This is a genomic window from Kitasatospora sp. NBC_01539, from assembly GCF_045040525.1.
GTDB lineage: Bacteria > Actinomycetota > Actinomycetes > Streptomycetales > Streptomycetaceae > Kitasatospora.
In genome coordinates this window covers 4872099-4889446 of record NZ_CP109390.1, presented here as the reverse complement: position 1 = coordinate 4889446, position 17348 = coordinate 4872099, and the positions used below count along the sequence as shown (strand labels likewise).

The following is a 17348-nucleotide window of genomic DNA, read 5'->3' as shown; positions in this document are numbered from 1 at the left end:
CGAGGGCGCCGCGTACGCTGAGGCGTGGCCGCATTCGACCCCTCCCCCGTCCGCGGAGCCCGTACGACCCACCCGGTCGGGACGGTCACCCGAGGCACCACCAACACCAACCGGCTCCGCCGGATGGACCGCTGGATCACCCACACCCTGGCCCGGACCCTGCGGACCGCCGCCCGCCCGCCGGTCGCGGTCGACCTCGGCTACGGCGCCGCGCCCTGGACGGCGGTCGAGCTCGCGACCCGGCTGCGCGCCGTCCGGCCGGACGTGCGGGTGGTGGGGATCGAGATCGAACCGGCCCGGGTCGCGGCCGCCCTCCCCTACGCCGACCCGCCGTTGCTGAGCTTCCGCCGCGGCGGCTTCGAGGTGCCGCTCGACGGCGGGGCCGCCCACCTGATCCGCGCCGCGAACGTGCTGCGGCAGTACGACGAGGAGACCGTCGGCACGGTCTGGGAGCGGCTCCGCGGACGGCTCGCCCCCGACGGGCTGCTCGTCGAGGGCACCTGCGACGAGATCGGCCGCCGCCACGTCTGGGTGGCGCTCGGACCCGAGGGGCCGCGGACGGTCACCTTCGCCGCACGGCTGGCCGACCTGCGGACCCCGTCCGACCTGGCGGAGCGGCTGCCGAAGGCGCTCATCCACCACAACGTGCCGGGACGCCCGGTGCACGCCTTCCTCTCCGACTTCGACCGCGCCTGGGCGTCGGCCGCGCCGTACGCGGCGTTCGGGGCACGCCAGCGGTGGATCGCGGCCTGCACGGCGCTCGCGGGGAGCTGGCCGCTGGTGGACGCGCGCGGCCGGTGGCGGCAGGGCGAGGCCACGGTGGACTGGGCGGCGCTGGCCCCGTAGGCCACGCGTACCCGTACCCGTACCCGTACCCGTACCCGTACCCGTGCCCGTACCCGCACGCATCGCGCACACCCGCACGGACCCGGCCGGCCGCGCCCGGTCCGCACCCGTCCCCGGCTGTCCGCACCCGCACGGCCCGGCCGGCCCGGGAGCCGTGGCCCGCACGGCCGCACCGCCGGACACCGGCGGCGACCGCGGGCCCTGCCGGGGCGGGCCCGTGTACGGCTCGACCGATTCACTCGAACGAGTTATCGATTTCCTCTGGCGTGTTGACGGCCCGTCACGCCACCATGGGGATGTCGCATCCGCCGCCGCCCGTCACACCCGGCGCCGCCGACCCCGCCGCCACGATCCCCGCCCGACCGCACGCCCCACCGGGTCCGATCCGCACCGGCGCGGCGCCGACCGCCCGACCCCTCATCAGCCCGACTCCGCCTCAGCCCGACACCTCACGCCGCACCTGCTCGAACACCGCGTACGCCTCCGCGTCGAACAGCACGAACCGCACCTCCGCCGGCCCTTCGGCCGATCCGTCCGGCGCGACACGCGCCCCCTCCTCCACCACGGTCGTCAGCGCGATCCGCGCGGCGTCCTCCAGCGGCCACCCGAAGATCCCGGCCGAGATCGCCGGAAAGGCCACCGTCCGTGCACCCAGCTCCCGCGCCACGCGCAGCGATTCCCGATAGCAGGAGGCCAGCAGCGCAGTCCGCCCCGTCCGTTCCTCCGGGAGGAAGACCGGCCCCACGGTGTGCACCACCCACCGGGCCGGCAGCCGCCCGGCCGTCGTCGCCACGGCCCGACCGGTCGGCAGGCCCTTGCCGTAGTGGGAGGCCCGCAGTCGACGGCAGTCCGCGAGAATCTCCGGGCCGCCCCTGCGGTGGATCGCCCCGTCGACCCCACCACCGCCGAGCAGTGAGGAGTTGGCGGCGTTGACCACCACGTCCACCTGCTGATCCGTGATGTCACCCTGGACCAGCGTGATCTGCATCACCGAAATCGACCTTCCGTCAGCCCTCGTGCGCACGGCCGCCACGGTAGCCGTGCACGCCGCCGAGCGCGTGGCGATAACCACAGCCGCGGCTGCCAGTCAGAGAAATCCCCGGAGATCACGTTATGGTCGCGAGAAGCTCCTCGACCCGCGGTGCCAGGCGGGCACTGCACACGGACGTCAGCCGTTGGGCAGTCGGGGAAAGGAAGGACCGACCAATGCCCGCATCGGGAGACGGCCGGGCATCCACTGCCACAGGCAGGTTCGGTGCCGCCGACGCCGCGGACACCGCACTTCGTGCGGGCCCGGTTCCAGTCACTGATCCGGCCACGGACGCGCCCGCCCCCGGCGGCGCGGGCCCGGGCCACCAGGCCGCGCGTGCCACGGGAGCGGCGGACGCCCGCCCCGCGGAGCGCCCGCACCGGCCCGCCGCGCCCCGCGAGCCGGCACCGATACCGCATCCCCGGTCCAACTCCGGCGGACCGGCCGACACCGTCGGCGAGGCCCCGTACCGCCTGCTCGTGATCGAGGACGGCGACACCGGGGACTTCGGCCTGATCGAAGCCCTCGTGGCGGACAGCGGCGCCCGCGTGGACCTGTACCGCGCCGGCGGCGTCGCCGAGGCCGCCGACCTGCTCGCGCCCACCACGCTGTCGGCACGCCGCAGCCGCGGACGCCCCGTCGACTTCAACTGCGTGCTCCTCGACCTGGCCGCCCCCGGCCACCTCGCCGAGCCCGCCCACCCGGCCGACGGCGCCTTCCCGTCCGACGGCCTCGACGGGCTCCGCGAGCTCCGCCGCCGCGCCCCGCACGTCGCCCTGGTCGTCCTCACCGACGCCGCGGGCGCCGAGCTCGGCGCCGCCGCCGTCGCCGCCGGCGCCCAGGACTTCCTGGTCAAGCGGGAGACCGACGGCCCCCTGCTGGCCCGCGCTCTCCGGTACGCCGTGGAACGCAAGCGGGCCGACGAGTCGCAGCGCCGACTCGTCGAGGCCGAGCTCCGCGGCCAGGAGAACGCCCGCCTCCAGCGGCACCTGCTGCCCACCCCGCTGCTCGACGGCGCCGGGCTGGCCTTCACCCGCCGGTACCGGCCGGGCCGGCGGCGCGCCCTGCTCGGCGGCGACTTCTACGACGCCGTCCGCACCGACGACGGCACCGTGCACGTGGTCATCGGCGACGTCTGCGGCCACGGCCCCGACGAGGCCGCGCTCGGGGTGGCCCTGCGGATAGCGTGGCGCACCCTGGTCTTCGCCGGACTCACCGGGCAGCAGCTGCTCACCACGCTCCAGCACGTGCTGGAGCACGAGCGGCGCAGTGACGAGATCTTCGCCACCCTCTGCATGCTCGTCCTCACCGCCGGGCCGCGGCCGCAGGGGGCGGACGGGGCGTCCCCGGGCGCACCCGGGGTCGAGCACGCCAGCCTCTTCCTGGCCGGCCACCCGGCGCCCCTGCTGCTGGGCCCCGGCGGCACGCCGCAGCTGCTGCCCGCCGAGCAGGCGGGCCCCGCACTCGGCCTGCTGCCCTGCGACGACGGACTCGCCGCCTGGCCCGCGCAGCAGCTCGAACTCCACCCCGGGTGGAGCCTGCTGCTCTACACGGACGGGCTGGTGGAGGGCCGGGTCGGCGCGGGGTCGCGCCGGCTCGGGCAGGACGGCCTGATCGAACTCATCGCCGACCACCAGGCCGGCGGGCTGCGCCGGGGCCGGCTGGTCGACAGCGCCCTCGCCGAGGTCGAGGAGCTGAACGGCGGCGCACTGACCGACGACGTCGCGGTGCTGCTGCTGGAGCGCAACCCGGTGCCCGCCCTCATGGGCTGACGGCCGGGCCTGCGCCTGAACGTGCCGCGAGGGCGGCACCCCCGGTCGGGGGTGCCGCCCTCGCGGCACGTTCAGGTCGGACGCCGGATCACCAGGGCCCGTAGGGGCCGATGTTGCGGCGCCCGCCGCCCCGGCCGTCCGTGAGCTGCTTGATCGCCGGGCGGACGTCGACCATGTACACGATGGCGGCGACCAGACCGATCAGGGTCAGGAAGTTGCTCAGCACGTACGCGCCCAGCAGGAGGTCGAGGCCGAGGGCCAGCCCCAGCACGATCAGCCAGAAGCCCTTGGTCTTCTTGTCCGCGGCCCGGTACGCGTCGTCGCGGCGCAGTGCCGCGTCGCCGAGGGCGAACAGCTTGAAGCCGATGATCGCCATGGCGAGCCACCAGAACGGGTTCAGGTAATCGAAGAGCAGGATGTCGGACACTTCGGTCTCCTCACGGCGGCCTCGGCTCTACCGCCCATCGTGGCACGGCACGCGGCCCGCCTCGGTGACAACGCCCGGATCGTCCCGGACGTCCCCGGAACCCGTCGCACGCACGCACACCGACCGAACGGGTGACGGCCGGGCGGCGCGTCCGGGCGGCGCACCGGAGGGTGCGCCGCCCGACGGGTGACGGCTCAGGTCACTTGGTGCTCTTGCGGGCCCGCGGCGTCTTCTTCTCGGCGTCCGGGGTCTGCTCCTCCACGAGCTCGCCCTCGACCGGCTCGGCGTCCAGCGCGACCTCGGTCACCACGACCTCGGCGACGGGCTCACCCACCGGGGCGGTCCCGGCCGGGGCGGTACGGCCCTTGTCGACGACGGACTTGCCGCGCACGGCCAGCTCGTCGTACGCCTCCTTGGCCTTGACGGCCAGCTCGGCCGCGCGGGCCACCTGCTGCAGGGCGAAGGTCTGCGCCTTCTCCTGGAGCTCCTTCAGGTCGGTCGGCAGGGTGGCGACGGCCTCGTTCACCTTGCCCTGCGCCTCGACCAGGCGGGCCTGGGCCTCGTGCAGCCGCGCGGTGGCCTTCTCCTGCGTGGCCTTGCGGTCGGCGGCCAGCGCCTCGACCTTGCCCGGCACGACGCGCAGCTTCTCGTACGCGAGGTCGCCGGCCCCGGCGAGGGCGTAGAGCGGGGTGGGGTCGCTGAGGGTCTTCTTGATGTCGTCGGTGATCGGCATGACCGGTCCTCCCGGGCGTTCGGGTGCGTGCGGTGGTCTCGGTGGCGGCCAGGTGCGGCCGGGCGCCGGCGGCGGGTGCGCGGCGGCGCGTCAGCCCTCGGCCGGCGCGGTCGGCGCGGCCCGGGCGGCAGGAGTCCCGGCGGGAGCGTCGGTGCTCTCGCGGTTCTCCTTCAGGAAGGCGTCGTAGACGGCGAGCAGTGCCTGCTTCTGCCGTTCGTTGATCAGGGGGTCGGCGAGGATCGAGGCCCGCAGTTCGAGCCCTTCGCCGTGCCGCTCCTCCAGGATTCCGGCCTGCACGTAGAGCGTCTCGGCCGAGATCCGCAGCGCCTTCGCGATCTGCTGCAGGATCTCCGCGCTCGGCTTGCGCAGCCCGCGCTCGATCTGGCTGAGGTACGGGTTGGACACGCCGGCCGCGTCCGCGAGCTGCCGCAGCGTGAACTGCGCGGTACGCCGCTGCTCGCGGATGTACTCGCCGAGTGAGCCGACGTTCAGTGAGGCCATGCCCACCAGCATGCCCAGCCATGCTTGCAATTGCAAGCACGTTGCTAACTGCAGCAACCGTTTCGGCCCGCGGAGGGCGCCGCCCGGCGGCCCGGCCCGCCGCGGGTCGCCGCGGGTCGCCGCGGGTCGCCGCGGGTCGCCGCGGGTCGCCGCGGGTCAGCGTCGGGGTTCAGGCCCGGGGGTTCACGGGTTCCGCCGGTACGGGGTGCCGGACGCGGCCGGGCGGCCCTGGCCGCCGCGCCGTCGCGGGCCGGGGATCCGGTGCGGGACGCCGACACCCAGCTGCCGGGCCAGCGACGGCTCCAGCGGGTACGGGCGCTCGGTGGGCAGCAGGCGGACGGCCTGGGCGTTGAGACCGGCCCGGATGAGCCCGGAGATCCGGTGCACCCGGGGGGTGAGGTCGGTGACGGAGACCGTCCACTCGTCGACGAACGCGTTGAGGAGGGGCCGTCCCACACCGACCTGGATGCTGTGGTGGCCGAGCGCCGCTCCGGCGGCGGAGCGCTCCGGGTCCCACCGGACGTGCGCGGCGGCGTCGGCGGGCGCGGCCTGGTCGTCCGTCGCCGGGACGGCCTCGGCGAGCGCGCGTTCCCAGCCCTCGCGGGTGATCCGTACGGCCAGCACGCGTTCCTGGCCCGTCCTGCGGGCCCAGTTGGTGCGGTGCATGAGCCAGCGGAAGGAGGGCTCGATCCAGATCGTGCGGTGGCCGGCGAACGGCTCGGCGGGGTGGCCGGGAGCCCCGGGTGCATGCGCCCGGTACATGACGATGGTGCGGTCGTCGTAGTCGGCACGGATCCGGCGCAGCTCGGTCACCGCACCACCCTGCCAGGCCGCCGGGAAATCCCGCAGCGGTTTTCCGCCCGGTCCGGCAGCATGGCGGCCATGTCGGTCTTCACCTCGTACGACGGGACCCCGCTCTGGTACGACCTCGCGGGCGACGGACCGCCGTTGCTGGTGCTGGGCGGCGGCCCGGGAACGGACGTCCGGTACCTGGGCGCGCTCGGCGGCCTGGACGGCGGGCGCACCCTCGTCCGGATGGACGGGCGGGCCGCGGGGCGCTCGGGCGTGCCGGCGGACCGGGCGAGTTGCGCGTTCACCGCGCAGGCGGCCGACGTGGACGCGCTCCGCCGCCACCTCGGCCTCGACCGGGTGGACGTGCTCGGCCACTCGGCGGGCGCCCTCACCGCGCAGCGGTACGCGGCGGGGTTCCCGGCCGCCACGGGCCGGCTGGTGCTGGTGACGCCGGTCGGCCGGGCCGCGAGGGAGCCTGACGAGGCGGAGCTCCGGACGATCCGCGCCGCCCGTGTGGACGAGCCGTGGTACCCGGACGCGGCGGCCGCGGCATCCGAGGCCGCCGCGGGTACGGGCGATCCGCAGGAGCTCGCGGCGCGCCTCGCGCCGTTCGGCTGGGGTCGCTGGGACGACCGGGCCCGCGCCGAGGCCTTCCGTGAACTCCCGCTCGCCCCGGCCTGGTTGCGGGCGGCCTTCTACGCGGGCGGCGCACCGGTGCGGCCGGTGGACGCGCCGGTGCTGGTGGTGGCGGGCGGACGGGACGGCCTGATCGGCACCGTGCCGGCCCGCCTGGTGGCGGACTGTCACCCGCACGCACGGCTGGAGGTGCTGACGGAGGCCGGCCACCGTCCGTGGGTGGACGAGCCGGAGCGGTTCCGCGCGCTCGTCGAGGAGTTCCTCGCCCGGGGGTGGACGGCGGGGCGCGGGCCGGTGGCCGGGCCGGGGCCGGAGGTCAGTCCGGGGCGGTGAACCGGCGGTAGGCCGGGGCGAACAGGTCCGCGAGGTCGCGGCCGCGGACGGTGATGCCGGAGGGGCCGAGCGGGTCGATCGCGGGGGCCGCCGGGCGGTCGGGGACCTCGTCCCCGCGGAGGGTGAAGTCACCTTCCCAGTACGGGTCCGGGGGTGCGGGTCGGGGGCGGTCCGGCGTCGGGTCGGGGCTGTGGCCGTCGGTCACGGTCAGGCTCCGATCGCGTCGGCGGAGAGGGCCAGCAGGTCGCGCAGCTCGTCCGCGGGCAGTTCGGTGAGCCACCGCTCGCCCGTGCCGACCACGGTGCCCGCCAGGGTGCGCTTGGCCTCGATGAGGTCGGCGATCCGCTCCTCGACCGTGCCGGTGCAGACCAGCCGGCGGACCTGGACGTCGCGGCGCTGGCCGATCCGGTGGGCGCGGTCGGTGGCCTGGTCCTCGACGGCCGGGTTCCACCAGCGGTCGAGGTGGACGACCTGGTTGGCGGCGGTGAGGTTGAGGCCGGTGCCGCCGGCCTTCAGCGAGAGCAGGAACACGCCCGGCCCGTCGGGCTGCTGGAAGCGGTCGACGAGCCGCTCGCGTTCGGTCCTGGGCACGCGGCCGTGCAGGTGGAGCACCTCGGTGCCGAGCCGCCGGGCGAGGTGGGGGCGGAGCCGGACGGCGAAGTCGGCGTACTGGGTGAAGACCAGGGCGCGGTCGCCGGCGGCGAGTGCGGCGACGAGGATCTCCTCCAGCCGGTCGATCTTGCCGGAGCGGCCGGCCAGTCCGCCGCGGTCGTGCACGAGTTGGGCGGGGTGGTTGCAGACCTGCTTGAGGCGTCCGATCGCGGCGAGCACGGCACCCTTGCGTTCGACGCCGCGGACCCCCCGGACGCGTTGCAGCAGGTCGGCGACGACGGCCTGGTAGAGCCCGGCCTGTTCGGCGGTGAGGTTGCAGCGCACGGTGAACTCCTGCTTGGCGGGCAGGTCGAGGGCGATCGCGGGGTCGCCCTTGACGCGGCGCAGCAGGAAGGGCCCGCTGAGCCGCCGGAGGTGGTCGGCGACGGCCTGGTTGGCGTTCTGCTCGACCGGGACGGCGAAGCGTTCGCGGAACGACTCGGCGCTGCCGAAGAGGCCGGGGTTGGCGAAGTCGAGGATGGCGTGCAGCTCGGCGAGCCGGTTCTCGACGGGGGTGCCGGTGAGGGCGATGCGCGGGCCCGAGGGCAGCGAACGCAGGGCGCGGGAACGGTCGGTGGCGCCGTTCTTGACGGCCTGGGCCTCGTCCGCGACGATGCGCCGCCACCGGACGGTGCGGAGCGGCGCGGCGTCGCGCTGGACGACGCCGTAGGTGGTGACGACGAGGTCGGCGCCCGCCGCGGCGGCCTCGATGCCCTCGCGGTCGGCGCCGTGGTGGACGTGCACGCGCAGGCCGGGGGTGAAACGGGCGGCCTCGCGCTGCCAGTTGCCGACGAGCGAGGTCGGGCAGACCAGCAGGGTGGGTCCGGTGGCGCCCTCGGCGTGTTCCCGGGCGAGCAGGGCGAGGGTCTGGACGGTCTTGCCGAGGCCCATGTCGTCGGCGAGGACGCCGCCGAGGCCGAGTCGGCCGAGGGCGTGCAGCCAGGCGGCGCCGCGCCGCTGGTACGGGCGGAGTTCGCCGTGGAAGCCGGGCGGGGGCGGGCCGTCGGCGGTGTCGGCGGGGGCGGTGCCGGCCCGGCCGGCCAGCAGGTCGCCGAGGGGGCCGTCGGCGTGCACGGCGGTGACGGGCAGACCGGCGACGCTCGCGGTGTCGTCGAGGGCGAGGCGGAGGAGTTCGGCCGGGTCCATGGTGCCGGTGGCGTGCCGGAGGAGGAAGGCGTAGGCCGCGCGGATCTGGCCGGGGTCGACCTCCGTCCACCGGCCGCGCAACCGGACCAGGCCCTGCTGGGCGGCGGCGAGTTCGGTGAGTTCGTCGTGGGTGAGGACGGTGTCGCCGAGGGCGGCCTGCCAGTGGAACGCGACGACGTCGTCGCGGTCGATGCGGGAGGGCTGCTCGACGGCGCCGGGGGTACCGGTGCGGGTGGTGAGGGCGAGGCCGAGCCGGGGCCGCCGCTGCCACCAGGCGGGCAGCATGACGCCGAAGCCGGCGGCGGCGAGGGCGGGTGCGGCGTCGCGCAGGAAGGCGAGGGCACCGGACCGGTCGAGGACGAGCCCCGTCGGGCGGAGCTGCCGGGCGGTGTCGTGCAGGGCGGGGTGCAGGAGGGCGGCCCGGTCGAGCTCGGCGGCGAGTGCGGCGCCGGGGCCGTCGACCGTGCGGGAGAGCGCGGCGTGGCCGGGGCCGTGCGCCCAGAGGTCCTCGGCGGGGACGAGCAGCGACGGCCGGTCGACGGCCTGGAGCAGCAGGTCGAGCCGCCAGTCGTCGTCGGCCCCCCGGGTGCCCTCCGGGCCGGGGGCGGCGTCGGGCAGGCCTGCGCCGGGGGCGGCGTCGGGGAGGTCCGCGTCGTGGCCGAGCGGTTCGGTGAGCCGTAGGACGAGCCGGACGGCGGGGTCGGCCGGCAGGCGGGCGTGCCAGGCGGCGAGCTGTCCGGCGAGCTCCGCGGGGGCGGCACCGAGGTGCCCGTCCGGGGCGTACCACGCACCGAGCCAGGGGGGCCCGGCGGCCGGGGGCGGGGTGTCGGCGAGGGCGGCGCGGGCCTCGCGGTCGGTGAGGGTCTCCAGGGCGTCGGCGAGCAGCCGGTCGGCCCGGCGGCGGCCGGCGGCGCCGTCCGCGTCGGTGGCGAGGAGCGCCCGGGGGCACCCGGCGGCGAGGGCGGCGGCCTCGGCCCGGTCGGCGGCGTCGGGGGCGGGCCGCCAGGCCGCGTACGCCGTGCCGTCGCGGTCGTCGAGGACGGGCAGGACGCGGCCCCGGCCGACCAGCCGCCACGCGAGGTCGTGGACCGCGGTGAGCCAGCGCAGCGAGCCGCCGTAGCCGAGTTCGGTGGGCGGGGCGCCGTCGGGCTGGCAGTGGGCGCCGCCGTGGTGCGGGTCGAAGAGCGCGCCGAGCAGCTGGGCGGGGTGCGGGCCGTCGAGGACGAGCACGGGCACCCGCCAGGCTGCGGCGGGGGCGGCGCCGGTGCGGGTGCCGCCGGGGAGCTGGGAGGACGGTGCGGGTGCGCCGCCGGTGGTCGGCAGGTGGAGGGTGGTCCAGCGCTCGGCGGCCTGGGCGGCGAGCCAGCCGGGGCCGGGTCCGAGGCCGGCGAGCAGGCGGGCGACCTGCGGGGCCGGGCAGGCGTACGGGTGGGCGGCGGGTCCGTGGCCGGGGTCGGGCGGGGGCTGTGCGGTGTCGGGCGTGGGGCGGGCGGCGGCGTCCTCGGCCCACAGTGCGAGCCGGCCGCCGCCCTGCCAGAGCGCGTGCAGGGCGTACATGGGTGCACCTTCCGTGGGCCGACGCCTTCACCTTAGCCAGGGCCGGACCTTGGCCCCCGCCGGACCTTGGCCAGGCCCGGACCGCGGCCAGGGCCGGCGGGTCGGCCGCCCGGGGGCGGAGCGGTCGGCGGCGCCCGGCGGGGGTGGTGCGGGACTCACCCCGCCAAGTGGTTGAAGTTTGAACCATGGCGCGTTATGGTGGAGCCAACAAGTTGAAGCCTAAACAAATGGCTTCGGACCAGAGGAGCAGGCCATGGGCATCTTCAGCCGCAAGAACGACACCACCGTCGCCGTCGCCACCCCGGTCGCAGGCCCCGGCCTCGGCCACCTGACCGGCGGGTACACCATCGACACCACCCACAGCCAGATCGGCTTCGCCGTCCGCCACGCCATGGTCACCAACGTGCGCGGCGAGTTCACCGAGTACGAGGGCAAGCTGCACCTCGACGGCGACCAGCCCGCCAACTCCTCGGCCGACCTCGTCATCAAGGTCGCCAGCATCGACACCAACCAGGCCCAGCGCGACGAGCACCTGCGCACCGGCGACTTCTTCGCGGCCGACACCTACCCGGAGATCCGCTTCCGCTCGACCTCCGCCGAGCGGGTCGGCGACGAGTCGTACCGGCTGACCGGCGACCTCACCATCAAGGACACCACCCGGCAGGTCGTCCTCGACCTCGACTTCACCGGGCACGCCACGGACGTCTACGGCGCCGAGCGGGTCGGCTTCGAGGGCAGCGCCACCGTCGACCGCACCGCCTGGGGCCTGACCTACAACGCGGCGCTGGAGACCGGCGGCGTGCTCATCGGCGAGAAGGTCAAGCTGAGCTTCGACATCTCCGCCGTCAAGGCCGCCTGACCGGAACGCCGGCACCCGCCCCACCTGGCCACGCCCCCGCCGGTCCGACCGGAGGGGGCGCCGCCGTGTCCGGGGCCTGACGCCGGGCGTCCCCCGGCCCGCCGCCGGGCCGAAGCCCGGGAAGCGCCGTCAGCGCCCGCCCGCGGAGGCCCGCCCGGCGGGCACCAGTGCCGCGTCCTCGGCCGGCAGCCAGCTCCCCGGCGGCCGCACGAGCCAGCCCTCCCGGCGGCCGAGCCGGGCGGCCGCGGCGCGCAGCGCGGCCAGGCCGGGATGCCGCAGGCCCGGCCGGTGCACCAGCCCCAGCAGGGCCAGCGGCAGCGGGTCGACGAGGGGCCGGGTGACGGCGCCGGGGATCCTGGGGCCGCCGGTCGTGGTGAGCACCGGCACCCGGTGCCGGCCGAGATAGCGCGCGAACTCCGGCACGCCGACCGGCGGCGTACGCCCCGGAGTCGCCGACAGCCCGTGGTCGCGGACGAGGCGGAGGCCCAGGTCGGTCCACTCGGTGGTCGCCGGGTTCCCCGCGAGGACGTCCAGCGGGTGCCCGGCGAGTGCGGCCACGGGCAGCGGGCCCGGGGCGGCGAGCGGATGCCCGTCCGGCACGACGACCGCCAGCGGCTCCAGCCGCACCGGCACGTGCACGAGGCGCTCCCGGGTGCGGGCCGGAAGGCCGGCGAACCGGCCGAACGCGACGTCCAGCCGGTGGGCGGCCAACTCCTCGGCCGCCGCGGCCAGTCCGCCGTGGAAGCGGGCGAGCAGTTCGGTGTCCGGCGCGGCGGTCCGGGCGGCGTCGAGCACCCGCGCGGGCGTCAGGTCGTCGCCCTCGACATCGCTGTTGAGGTCGACGAGCAGGACCCTGCGGTGCACCGACGTGAGGATCTCGTCGTGCAGGGCGAGCAGCCGCCGTGCCCGGGGCAGCAGCGACTCCCCCGCCGGTGTCAGCCGCACACTGCGGCTCGTACGGTGGAACAACAGCTCGCCCAACTGCCGTTCCAGCGCCTGCACATCGCGACTCAGGGCCTGTTGGGCCACGTACAGGCCGGCGGCGGCGCGGCCGAAGTGCAGGGTCTCCGCGACGGCGACGAAACCGCGCAGCAGGCGGGGGTGGAGGTCCGGCGGCATGGTCCGTGCACCCTAGGCGGCCGCCCCGCGGATCGACAACAGAAATGCGTCGGTCTGGCTCGCACAGGTGTTGGACCTCGCACGGACCCGTCGGAAGACTCGGGGCGACCCCACTCAGCCCGATCTCGCCGCTGGAGCTCCGTGTTCGCCTCGTACCGCCGCATCCTGTCCCTGCCGGGGGCACTCGCCTTCACGCTCTACGGGCTGCTCGCCCGCCTCGCGATGTCGATGAGCGGGGTGTCCGTCGTCGCGATGGTCGCCGAGCGGCGCGGCTCGTACGCCCTGGCGGGCGCGGTGTCGGCGGCCGGTCTGGCGACGGTCGCCGTCGTCATGCCGCTGCTCGGGCGGCTCGTCGACCGCTACGGCCAGGCCCGGGTGGCCGTCCCCGCGACGCTGACCGCCTCGGTGCCGCTGGCCGGCCTGCTGGTGTGCGTCCGGCTCGGCGCCCCCACCTGGACGCTGTTCGTCTGCTGGGCGGCGGCCTCCACCGTGCCGAACGTCGGCGGGATGGTCCGGGCCCGCTGGACCCACCTGCTGCGGGACGACGCCGCCGGCCGCCACCTGGCGAACTCCCTCGAACAGGCCCTGGACGAGCTCTGCTTCATGACCGGCCCGGTGCTCGCGGTGCTGCTCTGCGGGTCGCTCCTCCCGGAGGCGGGGCTGATCGGCGCCGGGCTGCTCTGCGCGTCCGGCATGTTCCTGCTGGCCTCCCGCCGCGACACCGAGCCGCCCCTGTCGGGCTCCGGCGGTACGCCCGACGCCACCGCCCCCGGACGCACCGCCGACGCGCACCCGGCCCGGTCCGGAGCCCCGGCGCGCGGCCGCCGCGGCCTGTGGGCGCTGCTGCCGGTCTTCCTCTGCACCGGTGTGGTGTTCGGCGCCCTGGAGGTGACCACGCTGGCCTGCGCCGATGCGGGCGGGCACCGGGCCTGGGCGGGGCTGCTGCTGGGCCTGGTGGCGGCCGGTTCGTGCGTGTCCGGCCTGGCGTTCGGCCTGCTGCGGCCGCGCAGGCCGGCCCGGACCCGGCTGCTCGTCGGACTGGCCGCGATGACCGGCCTGCTGCTCCCGCTGCCCCTGGCAGGGTCGGCCGGGGGCAGCCCGGCGCTGCTCGCCCTGGCACTGTTCGCGGCGGGCTCGGCGACCGCGCCGACCATGATCAGCGGCATGACGCTCGTCCAGGAGGCCGTCCCGGCGCACCGGCTGAACCAGGGCATGGCCGCGGCGGTGTCGGCGATCCTGATCGGCATCTCGGCGGGTTCCGCGCTCGGCGGGCTGGTCGCCGGGCAGGGCGATCCGGCCTCCGGATACCTGGTGCTGGTCGGGGCCGCCGCCGCGGCGCTGCTGGTCGCGGCGGCCGGGCTGCGGGTCCTGCGCGGCGCCGGGCCGGGCACGCCGGACGGCCGCGACCTGCGGGAGCCCTCTGTGGGTGCCGCCCGCTAGCCTCCGGGCATGGGAGCGGAGATCACGTACGTGCGCGGGGACGCCACCGCGCCGCAGGGGGCCGGCGTCAGGATCATCGCGCACGGGTGCAACGACCTGGGTGGCTGGGGCAAGGGCTTCGTGCTGGCGCTGTCGCGCCGCTGGCCCGAGCCGGAGGCCGCCTACCGGGCGTGGCACCGGGGCCGGGCGGGCAACGACTTCGCGCTCGGCGCCGTCCAGCTCGTGGAGGTCGGGCGGTACCTCCGGGTGGCCAACATCGTGACGCAGCGCGGCATGCGGACCGCCCGCTCCAGCGGGGTGCCGGTGCGCTACGAGGCGATCGACGCCGGACTGGCGACCCTCGGCGACCACGCGCTGCGGCTCGGCGCCTCGGTGCACATGCCGCGGATCGGCTGCGGCCTGGCCGGCGGCAACTGGACGAGGGTGGAGCCGCTGGTGGTCTCCCGGCTCGCCGAACGCGGCGTGGCGGTCACCGTCTACGACCGGTGAGACGCGGCGCGGCCGCCGCCGCCCACCACCGCCGCCGCCCACCACCGCCGAGGCGTGGCCGCCGCCTAGGGCCGGTGGGACGCGGCCGGCCAGCTGTACTCGTACTCGGGCAACTCGTACCCGCCGGGGAAGTGGCCGGTCCGCTCGTCCGTCCGCAGGCCGCCCTCGCGCTCGTAGAACGCGACGGCGCGCCGGTTGTCGCACAGCACCTCCAGGCGCAGGACGGCGGGCGCGGCGCGGTCGAGGGCGGCGCGGAGCAGCCTGCTGCCGATGCCGCCGCCGGTGCGGCCGGGGCTGACGTGCAGGTTGTCGAGGAGGACGCGGCCGTCGGGCTCGGGCACGAGGTAGGCGAAGCCGACCGGCCCGTCGGGGTCCTCGGCGACGAGCAGGGTGGGGGTCGAGGCCGGGTCGCCGTAGTCGGCGGTGAGCCGGATCGCCCAGATCTCCTCGCGCTCGGCGGCCAGCCCGTCGCCGAGGGCCTCGTCGGGGACGAGGCCCGCGTAGGCGGTGCGCCAGCTGCGGGCGTGCAGGGCGGCGACGGCGGGCGCGTCGGCGGCGCCGCCGGCCCTGATGGCGATCTCTCCGGTCATGGGGCCGAGCCTGTCACACGGCAGGCCGCCCCCACCTACTTGAACGCGTTCAAAACTTCCCGTAGAGTCGTCGCGCCGATCATGGACGCGTCCCTGCCCGGCGAGGGACCGCACCGGGCGCGGAGGGGATGTCCGGTGCGGCCCCGCCCTTGCCCCCGCCGCCCCGGGGCCGCGGCGGACCACGCCGCCGCCCCACCGGGCTAGGCTCGGGCCCGTGGACGAGCAGAAGGGCAGCACCCTCGACATGGACGAGCCCGCCCAGGAACCCGCACTCGGTGCGGAACTGCCCGGCGGCCGTGCCCGCCCCAAGACCGGCAAGAGCGAGCAGACCCGCGCCCTGATCCTCGCCACCGCGATGCGCCTCTTCCAGGAACGCGGCTACGAGAAGACCACCATGCGGGCCATCGCCACCGAGGCCGGGATCTCCGTCGGCAACGCGTACTACTACTTCGAGTCGAAGGAATTCCTGATCCAGGGGTTCTACGACGGCATGACCCTGGAACACGCGGCCGACGCCGCGGAGCGGATGGAGGGGCACCGGGAGTTCGCCGACCGGCTGGGCATCGCCCTGACCTCCTGGCTGGACTGCGCGGCGCCCTACCACGAGTTCGCGGCGCAGTTCTTCCGGACGGCCGCCGACCCGAACAGCTCGCTCAGCCCGTTCGCCAACGAGTCGCACCGGGCCCGCGCCACCGCCGTCACCCTCTTCCGCGACGTGCTGACCGGCTCGGACGTCGCCTCCAAGCTCGACCAGGAGCTCGCCGAACTGCTGCCCGACCTGCTCTGGCTGCACCTGATGATCATCGTGCTGTACTGGGTCTTCGACCACACCCCCCAGCAGGAGCGCACCCGCGAGTTCGTCCGGCGGTCGACACCGATGGTCGCCAAGGTCGTCGTGCTCTCCCGCTACCGCGTCTTCCGCCCGCTCGTGCGGGACGCCAAGGGGCTGATCCAGGACTTCATCCTGCCGACCATCGGCCGCACGGCCACCTGACCGCCCCGCCCGCACGCTGCCGAGGCCGAGGCCGGGATCGGGCCGGATCGACGCCGGGGCCGGGATCGGCGCCGGTACCCGGGCCGGGGGCCGTCCGGTCAGAAGCTGTCCGGGTTGAACGGCTCCACGGCGGTCCGCAGCAGCAGGTCGGCGCGCTCGGCGCCGCCCGGGGCGGGCTCGGCGGCCTGTCCCGCGGCGACCAGCCGGACGGCCGACTCGGCGCCCAGGTGGAGGGAGCCGAGGGCGGCGACGTCCAGGGCGAGGTCGGCGGGCCCGTCGGCCGGGCCCTCCAGCCGGGTGCAGCGGCCGGTGCCGTCCGCGGCGGCCTCCAGCAGCCAGCGGCCGGCCGTCCAGCCCTCGCGGTCGGTGACGTCCAGGACGAGCCGCCCGGCGGTGCGGTAGGTGCGGGCGCCGAAGGCCGCGGGCAGGTCGAGCAGGCGCAGCCAGAGGAAGTCGCCGCCGGCCCGGCCGGGCACGGCCGCGCGGGGGTCGGTGAGCTGCAGCGGCAGCGGGTCGTCGGCGGCGAGGACGCCGATCGACACGGTGCGCACCCAGTCGACGGAGAAGGCGAGCCGCCAGAGCGCGGTGGCGGTGGGGCCGTCCGTCGCGAGGAAGTCGTGCACGGTGAGGGTGCAGTTCGGGCTGTCGCCCTCCCACGTGTCGTCGACGGTGTAGGCGATCAGGCCGGTGACGGTGCCGTCGGGGGCCCGGTGCAGCGCGACGAACGGTTCCTTCCAGTCGTAGCCGGGGAGGCTGGTCGCGCCGGTGTGGAGCTTCCACCAGACCGGGGAGCGGCGCAGCGCGCCGGGCCTGGTGCGCCGCCAGCGTTCGTGGAGCTCGGCGCCGAGCTTGCGGACCTCGGCCATGCCGGCGAAGTCGATGCGGCCGCCGGATTCCGGCAGGCCGGCGCGGAGGGACGCGCGGGTGAGGTCGACGGTGAGCGGGCGTCCGCGGGTGGCCGGGCCGAAGCCGAAGCGGCCGTAGATGGGGTACTCGGCGGCGATGAGGACGGCGGCGGCGGTGCCGCGTTCCCGGGCGGCGGTGAGGTCGCGGTGCATCATCCGGCTGAGCAGTCCGCGGCGGCGGTGCGTGGAGTTGACGGTGACGGCGGTGATCGCGTCGACCGGCAGCAGGGCGCCGCCGGGCAGGGTCAGCTCGGAGTCGAAGCTGCGGAAGGTCGCGACGCAGCGGGTCGGGTCGTACGGGTCGAAGGCGCCGAGGAAGCGGCCGGGTTCGAACTGCAGCCGCCGGAACTCGATGCCCTCGTCGAGGTGCGGGCGGAGGAAGCCGCGGGCCACGCCGCGGTCCCACAGCGGGAGCTCGTCCTCGGTGACCGCGCGGATCTCGATGCCGCCGTCGGCCGCCTGCTGCTGTCGGACGGGCCGGTCAGGCCCGGTCTGCGCGTCGTTGCCCATCCGGCCACGGTACGGCGG

Annotated in this window: 17 protein-coding genes; 7 read left to right on the top strand and 10 right to left on the bottom strand. The window is 76.3% G+C overall.

Annotated features, from left to right (window positions below; translation table 11 throughout):
• Window positions 1-24: 24 nt before the first annotated feature.
• Window positions 25-846: a class I SAM-dependent methyltransferase gene (locus OG335_RS21105; RefSeq protein ID WP_405012685.1), complete on the top strand. Its 822-nt coding sequence runs from the start codon at window positions 25-27 to the stop codon at window positions 844-846.
• A 436-nt stretch (window positions 847-1282) separates the two neighbouring features.
• Here the strand turns inward: OG335_RS21105 and OG335_RS21100 are convergent, their stop codons facing one another.
• Window positions 1283-1834 (bottom strand): O-acetyl-ADP-ribose deacetylase, encoded by a 552-nt coding sequence (locus OG335_RS21100; protein WP_405012684.1) that lies wholly within the window; start codon window positions 1832-1834, stop codon window positions 1283-1285.
• Between the two features lie 218 nt (window positions 1835-2052).
• On the opposite strand from OG335_RS21100, the gene OG335_RS21095 reads away from it, so the two are divergent.
• Window positions 2053-3648 (top strand): PP2C family protein-serine/threonine phosphatase, encoded by a 1596-nt coding sequence (locus tag OG335_RS21095; protein WP_405012683.1) that lies wholly within the window; start codon window positions 2053-2055, stop codon window positions 3646-3648.
• 88 nt (window positions 3649-3736) lie between these two features.
• On the opposite strand, the gene OG335_RS21090 is transcribed toward OG335_RS21095, so the two are convergent.
• From OG335_RS21090 to OG335_RS21075, 4 genes are all read right to left on the bottom strand, one after another.
• Window positions 3737-4066 (bottom strand): DUF2516 family protein, encoded by a 330-nt coding sequence (locus tag OG335_RS21090; protein ID WP_405015471.1) that lies wholly within the window; start codon window positions 4064-4066, stop codon window positions 3737-3739.
• Between the two features lie 208 nt (window positions 4067-4274).
• The gene (locus tag OG335_RS21085) at window positions 4275-4808 is read right to left on the bottom strand and encodes a hypothetical protein (protein WP_405012682.1); all 534 of its coding nucleotides are present in this window, start codon (window positions 4806-4808) and stop codon (window positions 4275-4277) included.
• Window positions 4809-4898: 90 nt separating this feature from the next.
• On the bottom strand, window positions 4899-5309 hold the full coding sequence (locus OG335_RS21080; RefSeq protein ID WP_405012681.1) for a helix-turn-helix domain-containing protein: 411 nt from the start codon (window positions 5307-5309) through the stop codon (window positions 4899-4901).
• 183 nt (window positions 5310-5492) lie between these two features.
• Window positions 5493-6122 (bottom strand): DUF4291 family protein, encoded by a 630-nt coding sequence (locus OG335_RS21075; RefSeq protein WP_405012680.1) that lies wholly within the window; start codon window positions 6120-6122, stop codon window positions 5493-5495.
• Between the two features lie 69 nt (window positions 6123-6191).
• Here OG335_RS21075 and OG335_RS21070 point away from each other — a divergent pair, with 69 nt between their 5' ends.
• Entirely contained in the window at window positions 6192-7070 is an 879-nt protein-coding gene (locus OG335_RS21070) for an alpha/beta fold hydrolase (RefSeq protein ID WP_405012679.1), read from the top strand.
• Here OG335_RS21070 and OG335_RS21065 read toward each other — a convergent pair.
• On the bottom strand, window positions 7054-7275 hold the full coding sequence (locus tag OG335_RS21065; RefSeq protein ID WP_405012678.1) for a hypothetical protein: 222 nt from the start codon (window positions 7273-7275) through the stop codon (window positions 7054-7056). The two genes, OG335_RS21070 and OG335_RS21065, sit on opposite strands and share 17 nt — an antisense overlap.
• A 2-nt stretch (window positions 7276-7277) precedes the next feature.
• Window positions 7278-10424 carry an SNF2-related protein gene (locus OG335_RS21060; RefSeq protein WP_405012677.1) on the bottom strand — a complete coding sequence of 1049 codons (3147 nt, stop codon included), beginning with the start codon at window positions 10422-10424 and terminating at the stop codon, window positions 7278-7280.
• Between the two features lie 253 nt (window positions 10425-10677).
• Here OG335_RS21060 and OG335_RS21055 point away from each other — a divergent pair, with 253 nt between their 5' ends.
• The gene (locus OG335_RS21055) at window positions 10678-11283 is read left to right on the top strand and encodes a YceI family protein (protein WP_405012676.1); all 606 of its coding nucleotides are present in this window, start codon (window positions 10678-10680) and stop codon (window positions 11281-11283) included.
• Window positions 11284-11412: 129 nt separating this feature from the next.
• Here OG335_RS21055 and OG335_RS21050 read toward each other — a convergent pair whose 3' ends face one another.
• Window positions 11413-12402, bottom strand: coding sequence for a LysR family transcriptional regulator (locus tag OG335_RS21050; protein ID WP_405012675.1), 990 nt, complete (start codon window positions 12400-12402; stop codon window positions 11413-11415).
• 141 nt (window positions 12403-12543) lie between these two features.
• Between OG335_RS21050 and OG335_RS21045 the strand changes: the two genes are divergently transcribed.
• The gene (locus OG335_RS21045) at window positions 12544-13842 is read left to right on the top strand and encodes an MFS transporter (RefSeq protein WP_405012674.1); all 1299 of its coding nucleotides are present in this window, start codon (window positions 12544-12546) and stop codon (window positions 13840-13842) included.
• Window positions 13843-13851: 9 nt separating this feature from the next.
• The gene (locus tag OG335_RS21040) at window positions 13852-14331 is read left to right on the top strand and encodes a macro domain-containing protein (RefSeq protein ID WP_405012673.1); all 480 of its coding nucleotides are present in this window, start codon (window positions 13852-13854) and stop codon (window positions 14329-14331) included.
• 65 nt (window positions 14332-14396) lie between these two features.
• Here OG335_RS21040 and OG335_RS21035 read toward each other — a convergent pair whose 3' ends face one another.
• A complete protein-coding gene (locus tag OG335_RS21035; protein ID WP_405012672.1) occupies window positions 14397-14921 on the bottom strand; it encodes a GNAT family N-acetyltransferase in 525 nt (174 codons plus the stop codon).
• A 214-nt stretch (window positions 14922-15135) separates the two neighbouring features.
• Between OG335_RS21035 and OG335_RS21030 the strand changes: the two genes are divergently transcribed.
• Window positions 15136-15915: a TetR family transcriptional regulator gene (locus OG335_RS21030; RefSeq protein ID WP_405012671.1), complete on the top strand. Its 780-nt coding sequence runs from the start codon at window positions 15136-15138 to the stop codon at window positions 15913-15915.
• A gap of 98 nt (window positions 15916-16013) precedes the next feature.
• On the opposite strand, the gene OG335_RS21025 is transcribed toward OG335_RS21030, so the two are convergent.
• A complete protein-coding gene (locus tag OG335_RS21025; RefSeq protein WP_405012670.1) occupies window positions 16014-17330 on the bottom strand; it encodes a GNAT family N-acetyltransferase in 1317 nt (438 codons plus the stop codon).
• Window positions 17331-17348: the final 18 nt, after the last annotated feature.